Raw genomic sequence first — 16,547 nt, forward strand, 5'->3', positions numbered from 1 at the left:
CATTATCAATTTTTTTCGAAGATTGGCGGATTTTTTTCTGATTTACCGATGCACATCGCATCCCTAGAATGCGAAAGCTCGTGGACAGCCTTGGCCTCCAAGGCCGCTGCTCCGGTCATTGACGAACCATTCTCTTTCATGGAATTCCTGCTGGACCCGAACATCTGGGTTGCCTTCTTCATGCTCACCGCGCTCGAAATCGTGCTGGGCATCGACAACATCGTCTTCATCTCCGTCCTCGTCGGACGACTCCCCCAGCACATGCGCGATCGCGCCCGCAAGATCGGACTGGCCATGGCCATGATCTGCCGTATCCTGCTGCTGTTCTCGCTGAGCTGGATCATGGGCCTGACCGCCGACCTGTTTGAAGTGGCCGGCCAGGGCATCAGCGGCCGGGATCTGGTGCTGCTGTTCGGCGGCCTGTTCCTGCTCTACAAGGCCTCGCACGAGATCTTTGTCGAAGTGGAAGCACCCGAGCAGCATGGTCCGACCGAGACCGACGATGCCGCCCTGCAGAAGAGCGGTCGCAGCCTGTTCTGGAACATCATTGCCCAGATTGCCGTGATCGACATCGTGTTCTCGCTGGATTCCGTGATCACAGCCGTCGCCATGGTGGACGAGATCTGGATCATGGTCGCCGCTGTGATCACCTCCATCAGTGTGATGATGCTGGCTGCGCGTTCGATCAGCGAATTCGTGGAACGCCATCCGTCCGTCAAGGTGCTGGCACTGGCCTTCCTGGTCATGGTCGGCATGGCACTCACCGCCGAAGCCTTTGACGCGCACATCCCCAAGGGCTATATCTACTCGGCCATGGCCTTCTCGCTGGCCGTGGAAGCGCTCAATATCCGGGCGCGCAACAAGCGCAAACTGGCGCTGGCTGCAGCTCACGCCTGATAGCGTCTGCCTGCACTGTATGATGCAGGCTGCACGGAAAAGCCGCTGGAAGTCAGCGGCTTTTCGTTTTCTGCCGATCTGTATTCGGCCTCCCTCCTGAAAGGAATCCTCATGCGACTGCTGATCGCCCTCATCCTGCCCTGGCTAACCTTCTTTACCATCGGCCGCCCGTTCGCCGGCATCATCTGCCTGATCCTGCAAATCACCCTGATCGGCTGGCTGCCGGCCACCATCTGGGCCGTGTATGCGCTGAGCCAGTACAAGACCGACAAGAAGATTGAAAAGGTGCTGGGGCAGCGCGGTTGATGGTATCGGATACCATCAGACAGTCGCCTCAACAACTTAACAAATTGATTTAAAAGGAAATTGGCGGAAGAGCACAGGAGTCGAACCTGCCCGACAGCGCTTGGCACCACCCACCGGGTTTGAAGCCCGGCCGACCCACCAGGATCGTTGCTCTTCCGTTGTCTGTTACGCGCTACGTGAACAGGCTGCTGTCGGTACGCAGCAGATGCGTATCGCCGACCCGGCGCAGCACGCCGATGCGGTCCAGGTATTCGAGGATCTGGATCGCGCGCTTGCGGCCCAGTCCGGTGGCGTCGCGGTAATCGGCCGCCAGCACCTTGCCCTCGTGCTGTTGCGCAACTTGCCGCGCCAGCTGCACCAGGGCACGCATGGTCGCTGCATCATAATACAAATCCTTCACCGCCTGATGCAGCTCGCCGCGACGCGCCAGCCGCGCCAGGGTAGAACGCACCAGCGGCTCTGGCTCGCCAGTCAGCTTGGCCAGATCGCGCGCCCAGGCCCCTTCAAAACCGGCCTGTGACAGGTGCGGCCGCACTTTCTCTGCCAGCCGCTCCTCCGTCGCCGACAGGCGCACGCCATGCTCCGGCAGATGCAGGAAGGCACCTTGCTGCGCCAGCCGCTGCTCATCCCGCCAGCGTTGCACCAGCAGCTCCCACAGCGGCTCCGGCATGCGCGGCTGCGACAGCCGGCGCAGGCGTGACAACACCGGCCCAAGTTCGTCCGGCTGCTTCTCGTGAAAGACGGATAGCGCCTGCTGCACCTTGTCCCAGGCCTGCTGCACCGCAGCCTCGCCCATGGCCCAGGTGGTACCGGCCTGCTCGCCCTGCAAGGCACCAGCAGGCAACTCAGGCAGGCTGCGCAAGCCCTGCGCCTGGGCAAAGCGACGCAGGTCCAGCCCGTGCGCCGACAACTCCAGCAAGGCCTGCAGACGCTGGCCGGGATCAGGCAGCTCCCAGGCCGCCAGCTCCGCCAGGCGCTGCGGCGTACGCCGATAACGCACCGGCGCAAACGGATCCAGCACCACGCCGCCAGCCATGGTGCGCGTGGCCGAGGCATCGCGCAGCACCACGCGATCTCCATGCCAGGCGCCGAGTGGCTGGCGCAGCACGATTTGCACCAGAGCAGATGCGCCCGGCTGCAGGCTGCCCTGGTCCAGCACGGCCACCGTACCCGGTACCGATTCGGCACCCAGGTGCACCTGCACGCGCGCGCCGGATTTCAGCGCCTTCTCTTCGGCATGCCAGAGGCTAAGGCGCACATCCAGCCGGTGCGTGGACAGCGCCACCGCCGGCTCCACCAGCCAGTCACCCCGGCCAGCCTGTTCCTTGTCGATGCCGACCAGCGCCACGGCACAGCGCTGCCCGGCATGGGCCTGCTGCACCGGCTGGTTCTGCGCATGCAGGCTGCGCACGCGCACCGCATGGCCGGACGGCACCAGCTGCAGCTGGTCGCCCACCTGTACCTGTCCCGTGTGGATGGTACCGGTCACCACAGTACCGGTACCGCCCAGGCTGAAGCTGCGATCCACGGCCAGGCGGAAAGCCTGTCCGGCATCCTGACTGGCAAGCGCACGACTGGCATCCACCAGCAACTGACGCAGCGCATCCACGCCCTGCCCGCTCTGTGCGGATACCGCCAGCACTGGCGCACCGGTCAGGCTGCTGTGTTGCAGCAATTCCTGCAGCTCGGCCGTCAGCGTCTCGATACCGCCGGTATCAGCCCGGTCTGCCTTGGTGATGACTACCGCGCCACGCGTCTTGCCCAGCAGCGACAGCACCGCCAGATGCTCGCGTGTCTGCGGCATGATGCCGTCATCGGCCGCCACCAGCAACAGCGCAAAATCAATGCCGCTGGCACCCGCCAGCATGGTGTGCACCAGCCGTTCGTGGCCTGGCGCATCGATAAAGCCGATGCGATCGCCCTCGGGCGTATCCAGAAAGGCGTAGCCCAGCTCGATACTGATGCCGCGCTTTTTTTCCTCCGGCAAGCGGTCGGTATCGACGCCAGTCAGCGCGCGCACCAGCGTGGTCTTGCCATGGTCGATATGGCCTGCGGTGCCGACGATCATGCGAGACGCTCCTGCAGCATTGACAGCTGCCCGACAAATGCCGGCTCCTGCTCCAGACAGCGCAGGTCCAGGATCAGGCTGTCATCGGCAATGCGGCCAATCACCGGCAGCGGCAGGCCGCGCAAGGTGGTAGCCAGCGCGTCCAGTGCGCGGCCGGCACCTTTTTTCTCCAGCGGACGAATGGCCAGTCCGGCAGACGGCAGCCGGTCCACCGGCAGCGAGCCGGAGCCGATCTGGCCCTGCAGCTCCACCAGATCAACGCCAAAGCGCCCCGCCACCGCCTGTTGCAGCAAGGGCTGCAAACGCTGTGCCTGCTCACGGATCTGCGCCACCGGGCGCGTCAGCAGGCGCAATGTCGGCACGTCGCGCGTCAGGTGTTCGGGTTGCAGGTACAGGCGCAGCGTGGCTTCCAGCGCCGCCAGCGGCAGCTTGCTCATGCGCAGCGCACGCTTCATCGGGAACTTGCGGATGCGGCCAACCGCCTCCTTGCTGCCGACGATCAGGCCGGCTTGTGGACCACCCAGCAGCTTGTCGCCGCTGAAGGTCACCACATCACAGCCGGCAGCCAGCATCTCCTGCGGCAGCGGCTCACGCGGCAGGCCGTACTGCGCCAGATCCACCAGCGAACCGCTGCCCAGGTCGGTCGCCATCGGCAGGCCATGGCGGTGCGCGATGTCCGCCATCTCGGCCTCGGTCACGCTGCGGGTAAAGCCCTGCACCTGGTAGTTGCTGGTATGCACCTTCATCAGCAAGGCGGTGTTGCCGGTGATGGCGCGCTCGTAATCGTGCGGATGGGTGCGATTGGTGGTGCCGACCTCGACCAGGCGCGCACCGGCACTTTCCATCACGTCCGGCATGCGGAAGGCGCCGCCAATTTCCACCAGCTCGCCACGCGACACGATCACCTCGCGGCCACGCGCCATCGCCGCCAGCGTCAACAGCACGGCTGCGGCATTGTTGTTCACCACCGTCGCCGCTTCGGCACCGGTGATCTGGCACAGCAGCTCCTCAATCAGGTCGTCACGGTCGCCACGGCCACCGCTGTCCAGGTCGTATTCGAGGTTGTTCGGGCCGGACATCATCGCCAGCATGTGTTGCAGCGCCGGCTCGGCCAGCAGCGAGCGCCCCAGATTGGTATGGATCACCGTGCCGGTCAGGTTCAGCACTGCCTGCATGCGCGGGCGCAGCTGCTGCTGCACGCGCGCCTGCAATTGCACGGCCAATGCCGGCAGTGCGGCCTGATCCTGTGTCAGCGCCCCGGCCACCGCTTGCTGGCGACAGCCGTCCAGCAGGCCACGCGCCTCGGTCGCCACCAGCGTATGGCCGTGTTCGGTGATCAGCTGCTGCACCTGCGCTTCGCGCAGCAACCGGTCCGTCGCCGGCAGGTCGCGCGGATGCGCCCTGCCTTGTTCTTGTCCTTCAGCTCCGAACCCGGAACCGTGCACCACGGATTCAGCGGGTTCGTGCATCATGCCTCTCCTGGTGCTTCAGGGTCGGCCGCGCCAAACAGCAGCATCATGTTGACACCGTGGCGCTGCTTGCCCGATTCCGTCACCAGCAGGTCCAGCGTCAGGCTGGCCAGATCGTCGGCCACGGCATCGGCCATCACGTCGCGATCGGCGTGGATCAGCTTGCTGTAGTGGCCGCATTCGTCGCAGGTCTCGGCCTGCACGATGGCCTTGCGTGCGCGCGACTCGTCGTGCTCGACATCGGCCAGTTCCAGCTCCTGGTATTGCAGGCCCTTGGTCGATTCGCAATGCGTGCACTTGATACGCACCATGTTCCACTGGCTACCGCACAGCGAGCACTGCAGGTAGCGCTGGCCACCGCGCTCGACACCGGCCTTGACCACGCTGGCCACCGGCTTGCTGCCGCAGCAGGGGCAGACCTTGGCATCGTCGATACGGCCAAACGGCGCCACGCGCTGCTCGCCAGTCTGCGGGCGCTTGGCCACGGCATCAACCATCCAGGTCCAGTAGACCTGCAGCGCCGCACCGATCACCGGGGCCGCACCCATGTCCAGGTCGTAGGCAATGCCGTGCAGCAGCTTGTCGGCCTGCAGCTCCAACCAGTCGCCCTGGGCCTCTTCGAGCTGCTGCAGCATCTCGTGGGCCGGCTCAGGGGCGTGGTCACGCAAGCTGCGTGCGAGCGCGCGCGCAATCTGCTGCCAGGCCGGATCGCGCGTCCAGAGTTCGGCCGGCAGCGGTGGGCGGCCCAGCAGTGCGGCCTGGGTAACGGCTTCCTCGTCCGGCAGCGCAGCACCGGCAAAAGCCTGCAGCTGCTCGTGCTGCGCATGGGCCAGCTCGGCCATGAACAGCAGGAAATCCTGCATCGCATGGCCCGGAGCCAGCTGGCGCAGACGCATCTCGCGTTCGGCAAAACAGGTACGCACTTCCGGCAGGTGCAGGAAAGTGGCTTCGATTTCGGTGCGCAAGGCCAGTTCCTCGGCGGGAACAATGCTTGCGGCTTGAGTGTGATCGTTCATGGCGTGCATAAAAAACGACCCCGGCACACTGGGTGCCGGGGCCTGGGAGGTATCCGTCAGCCGGCGGGATCAGCGCTTGTCAGCGCCTTGGCCAGTGACCTTTTTGTACCACAGATAATGGTTCTGCTTGGCCCAGCCAGCAGAGACCGTACCCTGGGTCATGGCACGGACCGTGCCCTTCACCCACAGGGCCGCGTAGATATGCATGACCACCACCAGCGAGATGATGAAGGCGGAAATGGCATGGATCACCACCGCGGCACGCTGCAGCGGAATCGGCACCGAATCGGCAAACCATTGTTGCCAGAACAGCAGACCGGTCACCAGCAGCAGCAGCAGGCAGATGGCCATCACCCAGAACACACCCTTCTGGCCAGCGTTGTACTTGCCAGCAGGCGGCATCGCTGCCTTGTTGCCCTTCAGCATGTCCGACGACTTGTTGATCCACTCCATGTCACGCGGACCGAAGAGGTTGTCCTTGGCCAGGGCAAAGAACATGAACAAGAAGGCGATGAACACGCCCACACCCAGGTAGGGGTGCAGGATACGCGTCCACTGCGGACCGCCGAACAGGTTGTTCAGGAAGAACAGGCTCGGGTGGAACAGGGCCAGACCGGAGAAGCCGGCCAGGCCGAACAGCAGCACCATGATCCAGTGGTTGAAGCGCATCATGCTGCCATAGCGTTGCAGGTAGCGTTTCATCATGCATCTCCTTCACGACGGCTAGTCGAATCAGCGTAGCCAACCGGGTCGGCCACATCGTTCTCGTCCTCGGGCTCGGGCACCGGGCCTACCTTCACGTAGTGGAAGAAGCCGGTCACGGCGGCACCGATCATGGCGGCCAGCGCCAGCGGCTTGGCCGCGCCCTTCCACAGCGACACCCAGGGGCTGATGGACGGATCCTTGGGCAGATCGTTATAGATCTCGGGCTTGTCCGCGTGCTGCAGCACATAGACCACGTGCGTGCCACCCACGCCCTCGGGGTCGTAGATGCCGGCATTCTCGTAGCCACGCTCCTTCAGGTCGGCCACGCGGGTCTCGCCGAAGTGCAGCATGTCTTCCTTGGTACCGAAGCGGATCGCGCCGGTCGGGCAGGTTTTCACGCAAGCCGGTTCCAGGCCCACGCCCACACGGTCGGAGCACAGGGAGCACTTGTACGCCTTGTTGTCCACCGTGTTGATGCGCGGGATATCGAACGGGCAACCCTTCACGCAGTAGCCGCAGCCAATGCAGTGCTCGCTGATGAAGTCGACGATACCGTTGGCGTACTGGACGATGGCACCGGGGGACGGGCAGGCCTTCAGGCAGCCCGGATCCTCGCAGTGCATGCAGCCGTCCTTGCGGATCAGCCACTCCAGACGGTCTTCCTCGACTTCGACTTCGGCGAAGCGCATGACGGTCCAGGCCTCGGGGCCCAGATCAGCCGGGTTGTCGTACACCCCGACGTTGTGGCCCACTTCGGGGCGGAGGTCGTTCCACTGCATGCAGGCTACCTGGCAGGCCTTGCAGCCGATGCAGCTGGAAACGTCGATCAGTTTGGCGACTTCAGGAGTCGCCTCCTTGCGCACCTGCGGAGACGGCGTGGTCGTGGCAGAGCGCTTGGCGATGTCAAGGGATTGCAAAGATGACATGTCGTGCTCCTGCTCAGGCCTTCTCGATGTTCACGGTAAAGCTCTTGTACTCGGGCGTCTGGGTGTTGGCGTCGCCCACGAACGGGGTCAGCGTGTTCACCAGATAGCCGGGCTTGGTCAGCCCCACAAAGCCCCAGTGGTTCGGCAGGCCAACGGTATCCACCGGCTTGCCATCGACCGTCAGGCGCGGAATGCGCTTGGTCACCACCGCCACGGCCTTGATGTAGCCACGGTTGCTCGAGACCTTCACCATGTCGCCGTTGTTGATGCCCTTGTCCTTGGCCAGCTCAACGCCGATCTCGACGAATTGCTGCGGCTGCAGGATGGCATTGCTCAGCGCGTTCTTGGTCCAGTAGTGGAAGTGCTCGACCAGACGATAGCTGGTTGCCACGTACGGGAAGTCCGCCGGCTTGCCAAAGGCTTCCATGTCCCCCTTGAACACGCGGGCGGCCGGGTTGGCGCGCGCCTTCGGGTTGTTCGGGTGCATCGGGTTGTTTTCCAGCGGCGACTCGAAGGGCTCGTAATGCTCCGGCAGCGGGCCATCGGCCAGGCCAGTCGGGGCAAACAGGCGACCCGTGCCTTCACCAGTCATGATGAAGGGCATCATGCGGTCCGGATCAGCCGGGTTCGCATCCGCCTTGTAGTCAGGCACGTCGGCACCGACCCACTTGCTGCCGTTCCACCACACCAGGCGGCGCTTCGGATCCCAGGGCGAACCATCGGGACGCGCAGACGCAGCGTTGTACAGGATACGGCGGTTGGCCGGCCACGACCAGGCCCAGTTCGGGGTCTGGCCATTGTCGTAGACGTCGGTGTTGTCGCGGCGCGCCATCTGGTTGCCGGCCGGCGTCCAGGAGCCGGCGTAGATCCAGCAACCGGAAGCGGTAGAACCGTCATCACGCAGCAGGCCGAAACCGGACAGCTGCTCACCGGCCTTGGCCAGCACCTGTGCTGCCGCGCCCGGATTGTTCGGGTCTGCCGGCGCAACCACATCGGTCACGGCATAGCCGTTGGACTCCATCGCCAGCTCGGTGGCGGTGGGCGCATGCGGCACCTTGTACTTCCAGTCCAGATTCACGATCGGATCCGGGAAGGCACCACCGTCCTTGCGATAGGCATCGCGCAGGCGGATGAAGATCTGGGCCATGATTTCCATGTCCGGCTTGGCTTCGCCCGGCGGGTTGGCGCCCTTCCAGTGCCACTGCAGCCAGCGGCTGGAGTTGGTGATGGAGCCATCCTCCTCGGCAAAGCAGCAGGTCGGAATGCGGAACACGGCGGTCTGGATTTCTTCCGGCTTCACATCGTTGTACTCGCCGTGGTTCTTCCAGAACTCGGCGGTCTCGGTGTTCAGCGGATCCATCACCACCAGGTACTTGAGCTTGCTCAGGCCGCTGATGATCTTCTTCTTGTTCGGGAAGGAACCGACCGGGTTGAAGCCCTGGCAGAAGTAGCCATTGAGCTTGCCCTGGTTCATCAGCTCGAACGCAGTCAGGATGTCATACAGACGGTCGTACTTGGGCAGGTAATCGTAGGCCCAGTTGTTTTCCTTGGTCGCAGCCGCGCCCCAGGTCGCCTTCTGGTAGCTCACGAAGAACTTGGGATAGTTCTGCCAGTAGCTCATCTGATTCGGGCGCAGCGGCTTGGTCGAGCGCGCGTCCAGATAGCCCTGCAGCTCCTGCTCGCTGTCGCGCGGCAGGCTCAGGTAGCCCGGCAGGCTGGTGGACAGCAGGCCCAGGTCGGTCAGACCCTGGATGTTGCTGTGGCCACGCAGCGCATTGATGCCACCACCCAGCTGGCCGATGTTGCCCAGCAGCAGCTGCACCATGGCCGCGGTACGGATGATTTCCGAGCCCATGCTGTGCTGGGTCCAGCCCAGCGCGTACAGAATCGTCATCACGCGGTCGGTCGTGGCCGTGCTGCCGATCATCTCGGCAACCTTCAGGAATTTCTCCTTGGGCGTACCGGTGATCTGCTCCACCACTTCCGGCGTATAGCGGCTGTAGTGGCTCTTCATGATCTGCAACACGCAGCGCGGGTGCTGCATGGTCGGATCAATCTTGGCGTGATCGCCTTCCTTCTCGTAGGCCCAGCTGCTGTTGTCGTAGCCACGCTTCGCTTCGTCGTAGCCCGAGAACAGGCCGTCAGTGAAGCTATAGCCCTCGTTCACGATGAACGCGGCGTTGGTGTAGTTCCGGACGTATTCGGTCTGGATCTTGTCATTGCTCAACAGGTAGTTGATGACGCCGCCCAGGAAGGCGATGTCAGAACCGGCACGCAGCGGTGCGTAGTAGTCGGCAACGGCTGCGGAACGGGTAAAGCGCGGATCGACCACGACCAGCTTCGCCTTGTTGCGTTGCTTGGCCTCGATCACCCACTTGAAACCCACGGGGTGTGCTTCGGCGGCGTTACCGCCCATGATCAGCACGAGATCGGCGTTCTTGATGTCCTCCCAATGGTTGGTCATCGCGCCGCGCCCAAACGTCGGAGCCAGACTGGCTACCGTCGGGGCGTGTCAGACACGTGCCTGGTTGTCGAAGACGATGGCACCCGTACTGCGCATCACCTTGTGGGTGATATAGCCCGCCTCGTTGGAGGAGGCAGACGCAGCCAGGAAACCTGTCGTGGTCCAGCGGTTCACCGTCTGGCCAGCTTCGTTGGTGGCGATAAAGTTGGCGTCGCGGTCTTCCTTCATCAGCTTGGTGATGCGGCCCAGGGCCTCATCCCAGCTCAGGCGCTTCCACTCGTTGGTACCGGGCTCGCGCACCTCGGGGTAACGCAGGCGGTTCGGACTCTTGACGTAGTCCAGGATGCCGGCGCCCTTCGGGCACAGGGAACCACGGCTGACCGGGTGATCCGGGTCGCCTTCGATGTGGATGATGCTGCCGCGCACGTTCTTGGCGCCATCACCCAGGGTGTACATGATCAGGCCGCAACCTACCGAACAGTAGGTGCAGGTGTTACGGGTTTCCGTGGTACGTGCCAGCTTGAACTGGCGCGTTTCGGCAAGTGCGGCGGTGGGCGAGAAGCCCAGGACCACCATGCTGGAACCTGCCAGCCCTGCCCCACTGACCCGGAAGAATTGTCTCCGGTCCATATCCATCATGGCCGTGTCCTCCAAGAGCATTTATGAAAATTGTGACTGCCAGTCCATCGTAGCCTGACAGTTATCACCGTGAGACCGGGTTAACCCGGTACAGGAGCGTAATTCTGCCATGTTGGACTGGTTGCCAGCAGCAACATTATCGGCCATTCACCGTGTACCTTGTCTGGCCGCAACCTCAACCTGCCGTCTTACTCAGTTAATACTTTAACCAATGGAGGATCGTTATGCGCTTGCAGACATAACACATCGAAAGCCTAAGGCAGCAAGCACACGACTTGGCCAGTTTTTATCAGGCTGCCGGGCTCTGGCCGTTCCCGGCCAGAGACGTATCCGCACGCGAGGCAAGAAATTGCTCCATGCGCTGCAGCTCCTGATCCAGTCCCTTTTTGAAGCCGAGCGCTCCAGGACGCGTGCCTGTGACATAGCCGAAGCTGGCATCCAGTCGTCCGGCCTTGATGGTCACATTGGCCCAACCAACCACCTGATCATGCCAGAGCATGGGCAAAGCATAATAGCCAAACCGTCGCTGCGCTGCCGGGGTATAGGCTTCTAGCTTGTAATCCCAGTTCCAGAATCGAGAAAACCGCGCCCGATCCCAAACGATGGGATCAAACGGTGCCAGCAAGCGCACGCCCTCATCCACCAGGTCCCGATGGGAAGCTGGACACTCATCGGAAGGCCAGTACCAAGTAGTCCCTGCTATCTGGCAACTGCTCAAGGTCTGGCGCGTCAGATTTAGCGCAGTACGCGTCTGTTGCGACAGATGCGGTGCTCCGTAATCCAGCAGTCGTACCAGATATGTCAGGCTACTGGCTGGCAAGGGTGCGTACTTGTTCACCACCAGGTCGATCAATGCGGTAGCACGTCGAGCCTGATCCTGCGGACTGTCGTCCAGCGCGGGATGGCTGGCCAAGGCATAGATACGCGTGCCACTGTCACGCCGCTTGACCCGGAGCAAACCGCGGTAATGCATATCGTTCAGCAGCTGCGTACCGGCTCGGCTCGAACCGCCCCAGTAGTTCTGCACCCGTCCTTGGGCAATATGCTTCTCCAGCTCTCGCGGATGCACTTCTCCCCGCTCACGCACAAACGCCAGTACATCGGCAGCCTTGCGCAGGATATCTGCATCCCAGACGCGTTTTGGCTGGCGTGGCTGCAACAGGGACACGGCTTCGCTTGGCAGAAAACCATAGTTGACCAAATAGTCTTCATCGACTGGTAGCCGTTCATAACGCCGCTCCAGATCGCCTGCACGATAACCCTGCACACGATGCCGCAAAGTCAGATCCTGCGCTCGGGCTGGCGCACGTATCGGGTCTGCCTGTACAAAGCCCAGACGACGGATGGCGGCCAGCAGCGTTGTCGCAGGGAACAGGCTGCGCGCTATTGCATAACGGCGCAAATCTTCAAGCTTGGGTGCAGTGGACATGGAAGTATGGGTACACAAAAAAGCCCGCCCTGACTTGCGTCAGGGCGGGCTGATTCTGGCGGAGACGGAGGGATTCGAACCCTCGATGGGGCTCTACACCCCATACTCCCTTAGCAGGGGAGCACCTTCGGCCTCTCGGTCACGTCTCCAGCAAAGCGCTATTGTAGCGCAGTTTTTTATCGTTTGTCAGCACGCCAACCCAACTTTTGCGAAACAAGGCTCAGGCCTGTTCCACCCACCCCAGCAACTCACCCTGCCGCACCACATAGCCCGGCCCGACCCGGATCCGGATCTGGTGGCCACGCGTGGTGCAGGCCGCCAGCACCTCCAGCAAGGCATGCAGCTGCGCCTCACTGCCGATCACGCCATGTGCCTGCTTGAGCCAATGGCGCAAGGCATTGGCCTGGCGTGCAAGTGACAGTGCCTGCAAGGTCCGGATGCGCGGCGGCTGGCCGGCCTGCTGCAGGTCGATCGCAGCCAGTTCCTGCAACAGCTGGTCGGCTTCGGCCGCCAAGCGGGCGCTGCGGGCGAAGCTGCTGCGGAACGCCGGCATGGCCTGCTCCAGCACCGGCAGCAGCGTATGGCGGAAGCGGTTGCGCGTAAAGCGCTGGTCCACGTTGGTGGGGTCATCGATCCAGGGCACCTGCCATGCTTGCAGCCAGCGCCGCAATTCAGCCGCAGGTACATCCAGCAGCGGCCTGGCAAACAGCATGCCATGGCGCTTAAAGCGTGCCGCCATTGCCGCCAGACCGGCGACACCGGCGCCACGGCTCAGCGCCAGCAGCAGGCTTTCGGCCTGGTCATCGGCATGCTGGCCCAGCAACACCAGGCTGGCGCCCTGCTCGCGTGCCATCTCGGCCAGCGTGCCATAACGCGCCTGGCGCGCACTGGCTTCCAGGCTGGCGCCGGGCTGGTGATCGACCTGGATATGGCGGCTGCACCAGTGCAGATCCTGCTGCAATATCGGGTGCGCTGCCTGCAGTGCGGCGCAAAAAACCTGCCCGTGGTGTTCAAAGCCATCCGCGGCCTGTTGCAGGCCATGGTGCACATGCAGCACCACCAACCGCGTCGGCCAGCGCAGCGCCGGAAGCTCATCGCGCTGGCGCAGCAGCAGGCGCACTGCTGCCAGCAGCAAGGCGGTGGAATCGGCACCACCGCTGTAGGCGATACCAAGCACGGTCGGGCCGGGCTGCGGCCAGGCCTGCCACCACTGTTGCAGCGCGCGGTCGGTATCGGAGTCGGGCCAGTCCATCAGGGCCGGCAGGCCGGCCTGGCTGGCATCAGCCAAGGGCGTTGTCACTCAGGCGGCAGCCGGGCCGGTATCCTTGAAACGGCCGTAGCTCTGCAGGCGATCGTAGCGCCGGTCCAGCAGCTCGTTCACCGGCAGCTCCACCACCTGGTTCAGCGCATCGACCAGCGCCGTCTTCAGCTTGCTGGCCATCTGCTGGTGGTTGGTATGGGCGCCGCCCACCGGCTCGTTCACGATCTTGTCGACCAGGCCCAGCGATTTCAGGCGTGGTGCCGTCACGCCCAGCGCCTCGGCGGCTTCCTCGGCGCGGTCGGCGGTCTTCCACAGGATGGAGGCACAGCCTTCGGGACTGATCACGGAATAAACGGAATACTGCAGCATCAGCACCTGGTCGGCCACGCTGATTGCCAGCGCGCCACCGGAACCACCCTCACCGATGATGGTGGTGATGATCGGCACTTCCAGCTGCGCCATCTCGAAGATGTTGCGGCCAATCGCCTCGCTCTGGCCGCGCTCCTCGGCGTCGATGCCGGGATAGGCGCCCGGAGTATCGACAAAGGTGAACACCGGCAGGCCGAACTTCTCGGCCGTCTTCATCAGGCGCAGCGCCTTGCGATAGCCTTCGGGCTTACTCATGCCGAAGTTGCGCAGGCCGCGCTCCTTGGTGTCGCGGCCCTTCTGCTGGCCCAGCACCATGCAGGGCCTGCCGTTGAAGCGCGCCAGGCCGCCGACGATGGAACGGTCATCGGCAAAATGGCGGTCGCCATGCATCTCGACGAAATCGGTAAAGATCTCGCGCACATAGTCCAGCGTATAGGGCCGGTCGGGGTGACGCGCGATCCGCGTGATCTGCCAGGCGGTCAGGTCACTGTAGATATCCTTGGTGAGCTGCTGGCTCTTCTTGCTCAGCTGGTCGATCTCGGAAGAGATGTCAACCGCCGATTCGCTCTGCACCTGGCGCAGTTCTTCGATCTTGTTTTCAAGTTCGGCAATGGGTTGCTCGAAATCGAGGAAGGTCCGTTTGGCCACTTGAACTCCTTTGGGGGAACATGCCGCGTATTGTAAGTTGCATTGCCCTGACCCACGGTCAGAACGCGATGGTTGGGAGGGTAACTGGACTTCAGTAAGCCACCGGCACCGGTTCCAGCGAGCGCCAGATGAACCAGGTGGCGACAGTGCACCAGGGTTTCCAGGCTTCGGCCACCTCGCGCATGTCGCTGCGGCTGACCGGTTCGCCGGAAAAATAGTTCTGGCTGATACCTTTCACCAGGCCGGCATCGTCCAGCGGCAGCACGTTCGGGCGCAACAGGTGGAACATCAGGAACATCTCGGCAGTCCAGCGGCCGATGCCGCGGATCTGCACCAGTTCGCTGATGATGGCCTCGTCGTCCATGCCCTGCCAGGCCTGCGGGTGCAGCCGGTCTTCGGCAAAGTGCAGCGCCAAGTCATGCAGATAATCCGCCTTGCGTGCGCTCAGGCCGGCCGCACGCATCTGCTCGGTCGGTAGCGCCAGCACCTGCTGCGGCAGCATCTGGCCACAGGCCGCTTCAAAACGGTTCCACACCGACTGCGCTGCCTTGACGGATATCTGCTGGCCGATGATGCTGCGCGCCAGCGTGCTGAAGGCATCGCCACGCGACTGCAGGCTGGTATGCGCATACAGCGGAATCAGCCGTTTCATGACGCGATCGCGCCGCGCCAGCTGCTTGCAGGCCTCGGCCCAATAATCCGGAAATGGCACGGTCAGCTCCTGTACCGGAACGGCGACGGTAGATGCGCGGGTGCTGCTCACGACCAGTGCCTGGTTACTGCTACTGCCCATTACTGTGCCATTTCCCAGGTCGTGCCGCTGGCACTGTCCTTCAGCACCACGCCCTGCTCCAGCAGGTCCTTGCGGATGCGGTCGGCCTCAGCCCAGTCCTTGGCCACCTTGGCGGCAGCGCGCGCGGCAATCTGCTGCTCGATGGCGGCAGCGTCGAGGCTGGCACCCGCCTGCAGGAACTGCTGCGGATCCGCCTGCAGCAGGCCGATCACGCCACCCAACGCCTTCAGCAGGCCGGCCAGTTCCGGCGACTGGCTGCGGTTGACTTCGGACGCCAGTTCGAACAGCACGGCCACCGCCTCGGGCGTACCGAAATCCTCATCCATGGCGGCCTGGAAGCGCGCCGCATACGGATTGGTCCAGTCCATGCTGGCGGGCACCTCGGCCGGCACCAGGCTCAACGCCGTGTACAGGCGCTTGAGCGCGGCGCGCGCATCGTCCAGATGGGCATCGCTGTAGTTGAGCGGGCTACGGTAGTGCGCGCGCAAAATAAAGAATCGCACGGTTTCGGCGTCGTAGTCCTGCAGCACCTCGCGGATGGTGAAGAAGTTGCCCAGGCTCTTGGACATTTTCTCGTTGTCCACGCGCACAAAGCCGTTGTGCATCCACAGGCGCGCAAAGCCGTCGCCATGGGCGCCTTCACTCTGGGCGATCTCGTTCTCGTGGTGCGGAAACTGCAGGTCGGCACCGCCACCGTGGATGTCAAAAGTTTCGCCCAGCAGCGCGCAGCTCATCGCCGAGCACTCGATATGCCAGCCCGGACGGCCGCTGCCGTAGGGGCTGCTCCACTTGGCCTCTTCCGGCTCGCCTTCCTTGGCCGATTTCCACAACACGAAATCGAGCGGATCCTGCTTGCCGTCCTGCACCGCCACGCGCTCGCCGGCGCGCAGCTCGTCAGGCGACTTGCCGGACAGCTTGCCGTAACCGGGAAACTTGCGCACCGCATACAGCATGTCGCCATTGCCGGCCTGGTAGGCCAGGCCCTTGTCCTGCAGCGTGCCGATGATGGACAGCATCTGCGGCACGAAATCGGTGGCGCGCGGCTCGTGCGTCGGGCGCTCGATGCCGAGCGCATCGGCATCTTCATGCATGGCAGCAATCATGCGATCGGTCAGGCCGCGCATGGTTTCGCCATTCTCCAGCGCACGCTTGATGATCTTGTCGTCGATATCGGTGATGTTGCGCACATAGGTGACGCGGTAGCCGCTGGCTCGCAGCCAGCGCTGCACCACGTCAAATGCCACCATCACGCGCGCATGGCCGAGATGGCACAGGTCGTACACCGTCATGCCGCACACATACATGCGCACATGGCCAGGTTCGAGCGGGACAAAATCTTGCAGGTCACGCGCCAGCGTGTTGTAGATACGGAGCGTCATCGTCGTGTGGAGAAATCCGGAGACTGGCCGCAGCAGACGCCACGGCTGAAAAAGCCCGACAGGCTGCTGTCGGGCTGAAGCGGTCTGGACGCACTGTCAAAAAGTACGTCAGGACTTCCAATGGTACCCCAAACCGATGATTGCATTCGGCAACAGCCGGACACAGCGTGTGGCAGGC

General features: G+C 63.3%; 14 protein-coding genes and 2 tRNA genes. 2 read left to right on the top strand and 14 right to left on the bottom strand.

The window, feature by feature from the left end:
• Positions 1–5: 5 nt before the first annotated feature.
• On the bottom strand, positions 6–140 hold the full coding sequence (locus ACI3EV_RS07990) for a hypothetical protein (protein ID WP_329770922.1): 135 nt from the start codon (positions 138–140) through the stop codon (positions 6–8).
• Here ACI3EV_RS07990 and ACI3EV_RS07995 point away from each other — a divergent pair.
• Both ACI3EV_RS07995 and ACI3EV_RS08000 read left to right on the top strand, forming a co-directional pair.
• Positions 139–897 carry a TerC family protein gene (locus ACI3EV_RS07995; RefSeq protein ID WP_329770923.1) on the top strand — a complete coding sequence of 253 codons (759 nt, stop codon included), beginning with the start codon at positions 139–141 and terminating at the stop codon, positions 895–897. The two genes, ACI3EV_RS07990 and ACI3EV_RS07995, sit on opposite strands and share 2 nt — an antisense overlap.
• Positions 898–1,008: 111 nt before the next feature.
• Positions 1,009–1,203 (top strand): YqaE/Pmp3 family membrane protein, encoded by a 195-nt coding sequence (locus tag ACI3EV_RS08000; protein WP_329770924.1) that lies wholly within the window; start codon positions 1,009–1,011, stop codon positions 1,201–1,203.
• A 61-nt stretch (positions 1,204–1,264) separates the two neighbouring features.
• On the opposite strand, the gene ACI3EV_RS08005 is transcribed toward ACI3EV_RS08000, so the two are convergent.
• The 13 genes from ACI3EV_RS08005 to cysS form a co-directional block, all read right to left on the bottom strand.
• Positions 1,265–1,360: transfer RNA gene (locus ACI3EV_RS08005), tRNA-Sec, on the bottom strand.
• Between the two features lie 15 nt (positions 1,361–1,375).
• The gene (gene selB, locus ACI3EV_RS08010; RefSeq protein ID WP_337691904.1) at positions 1,376–3,271 is read right to left on the bottom strand and encodes a selenocysteine-specific translation elongation factor; all 1,896 of its coding nucleotides are present in this window, start codon (positions 3,269–3,271) and stop codon (positions 1,376–1,378) included.
• Positions 3,268–4,743 carry an L-seryl-tRNA(Sec) selenium transferase gene (gene selA, locus ACI3EV_RS08015; RefSeq protein ID WP_329770928.1) on the bottom strand — a complete coding sequence of 492 codons (1,476 nt, stop codon included), beginning with the start codon at positions 4,741–4,743 and terminating at the stop codon, positions 3,268–3,270. Before selA ends, selB begins: the two co-directional genes overlap by 4 nt.
• Complete coding sequence (fdhE, locus tag ACI3EV_RS08020; RefSeq protein ID WP_329770930.1) at positions 4,740–5,756, bottom strand: formate dehydrogenase accessory protein FdhE; 1,017 nt, start codon at positions 5,754–5,756, stop codon at positions 4,740–4,742. Before fdhE ends, selA begins: the two co-directional genes overlap by 4 nt.
• Positions 5,757–5,825: 69 nt before the next feature.
• On the bottom strand, positions 5,826–6,461 hold the full coding sequence (locus ACI3EV_RS08025; RefSeq protein ID WP_329770931.1) for a formate dehydrogenase subunit gamma: 636 nt from the start codon (positions 6,459–6,461) through the stop codon (positions 5,826–5,828).
• Entirely contained in the window at positions 6,458–7,387 is a 930-nt protein-coding gene (gene fdxH / locus ACI3EV_RS08030; protein ID WP_329770933.1) for a formate dehydrogenase subunit beta, read from the bottom strand. Before fdxH ends, ACI3EV_RS08025 begins: the two co-directional genes overlap by 4 nt.
• Before the next feature lie 13 nt (positions 7,388–7,400).
• On the bottom strand, positions 7,401–10,487 hold the full coding sequence (gene fdnG, locus ACI3EV_RS08035; protein ID WP_329771094.1) for a formate dehydrogenase-N subunit alpha: 3,087 nt from the start codon (positions 10,485–10,487) through the stop codon (positions 7,401–7,403).
• Positions 10,488–10,779: 292 nt separating this feature from the next.
• The gene (locus ACI3EV_RS08040; protein WP_329770935.1) at positions 10,780–11,919 is read right to left on the bottom strand and encodes a DNA glycosylase AlkZ-like family protein; all 1,140 of its coding nucleotides are present in this window, start codon (positions 11,917–11,919) and stop codon (positions 10,780–10,782) included.
• Between the two features lie 56 nt (positions 11,920–11,975).
• Positions 11,976–12,068 (bottom strand) — tRNA-Ser (locus tag ACI3EV_RS08045).
• 71 nt (positions 12,069–12,139) lie between these two features.
• A complete protein-coding gene (gene tilS, locus ACI3EV_RS08050) occupies positions 12,140–13,219 on the bottom strand; it encodes a tRNA lysidine(34) synthetase TilS (protein WP_329770937.1) in 1,080 nt (359 codons plus the stop codon).
• Positions 13,220–14,197 (bottom strand): acetyl-CoA carboxylase carboxyltransferase subunit alpha, encoded by a 978-nt coding sequence (locus tag ACI3EV_RS08055; RefSeq protein ID WP_329770938.1) that lies wholly within the window; start codon positions 14,195–14,197, stop codon positions 13,220–13,222. It abuts the gene before it with no gap.
• A gap of 91 nt (positions 14,198–14,288) precedes the next feature.
• A complete protein-coding gene (locus ACI3EV_RS08060) occupies positions 14,289–14,990 on the bottom strand; it encodes a DNA-3-methyladenine glycosylase (protein WP_329770940.1) in 702 nt (233 codons plus the stop codon).
• A complete protein-coding gene (cysS, locus tag ACI3EV_RS08065; RefSeq protein ID WP_329770941.1) occupies positions 14,990–16,369 on the bottom strand; it encodes a cysteine--tRNA ligase in 1,380 nt (459 codons plus the stop codon). Before cysS ends, ACI3EV_RS08060 begins: the two co-directional genes overlap by 1 nt.
• Positions 16,370–16,547 lie beyond the last annotated feature (178 nt).

Source organism: Allobrachymonas wangyanguii (genome assembly GCF_045055315.1).
Classification (GTDB): domain Bacteria; phylum Pseudomonadota; class Gammaproteobacteria; order Burkholderiales; family Burkholderiaceae_C; genus Brachymonas; species Brachymonas wangyanguii.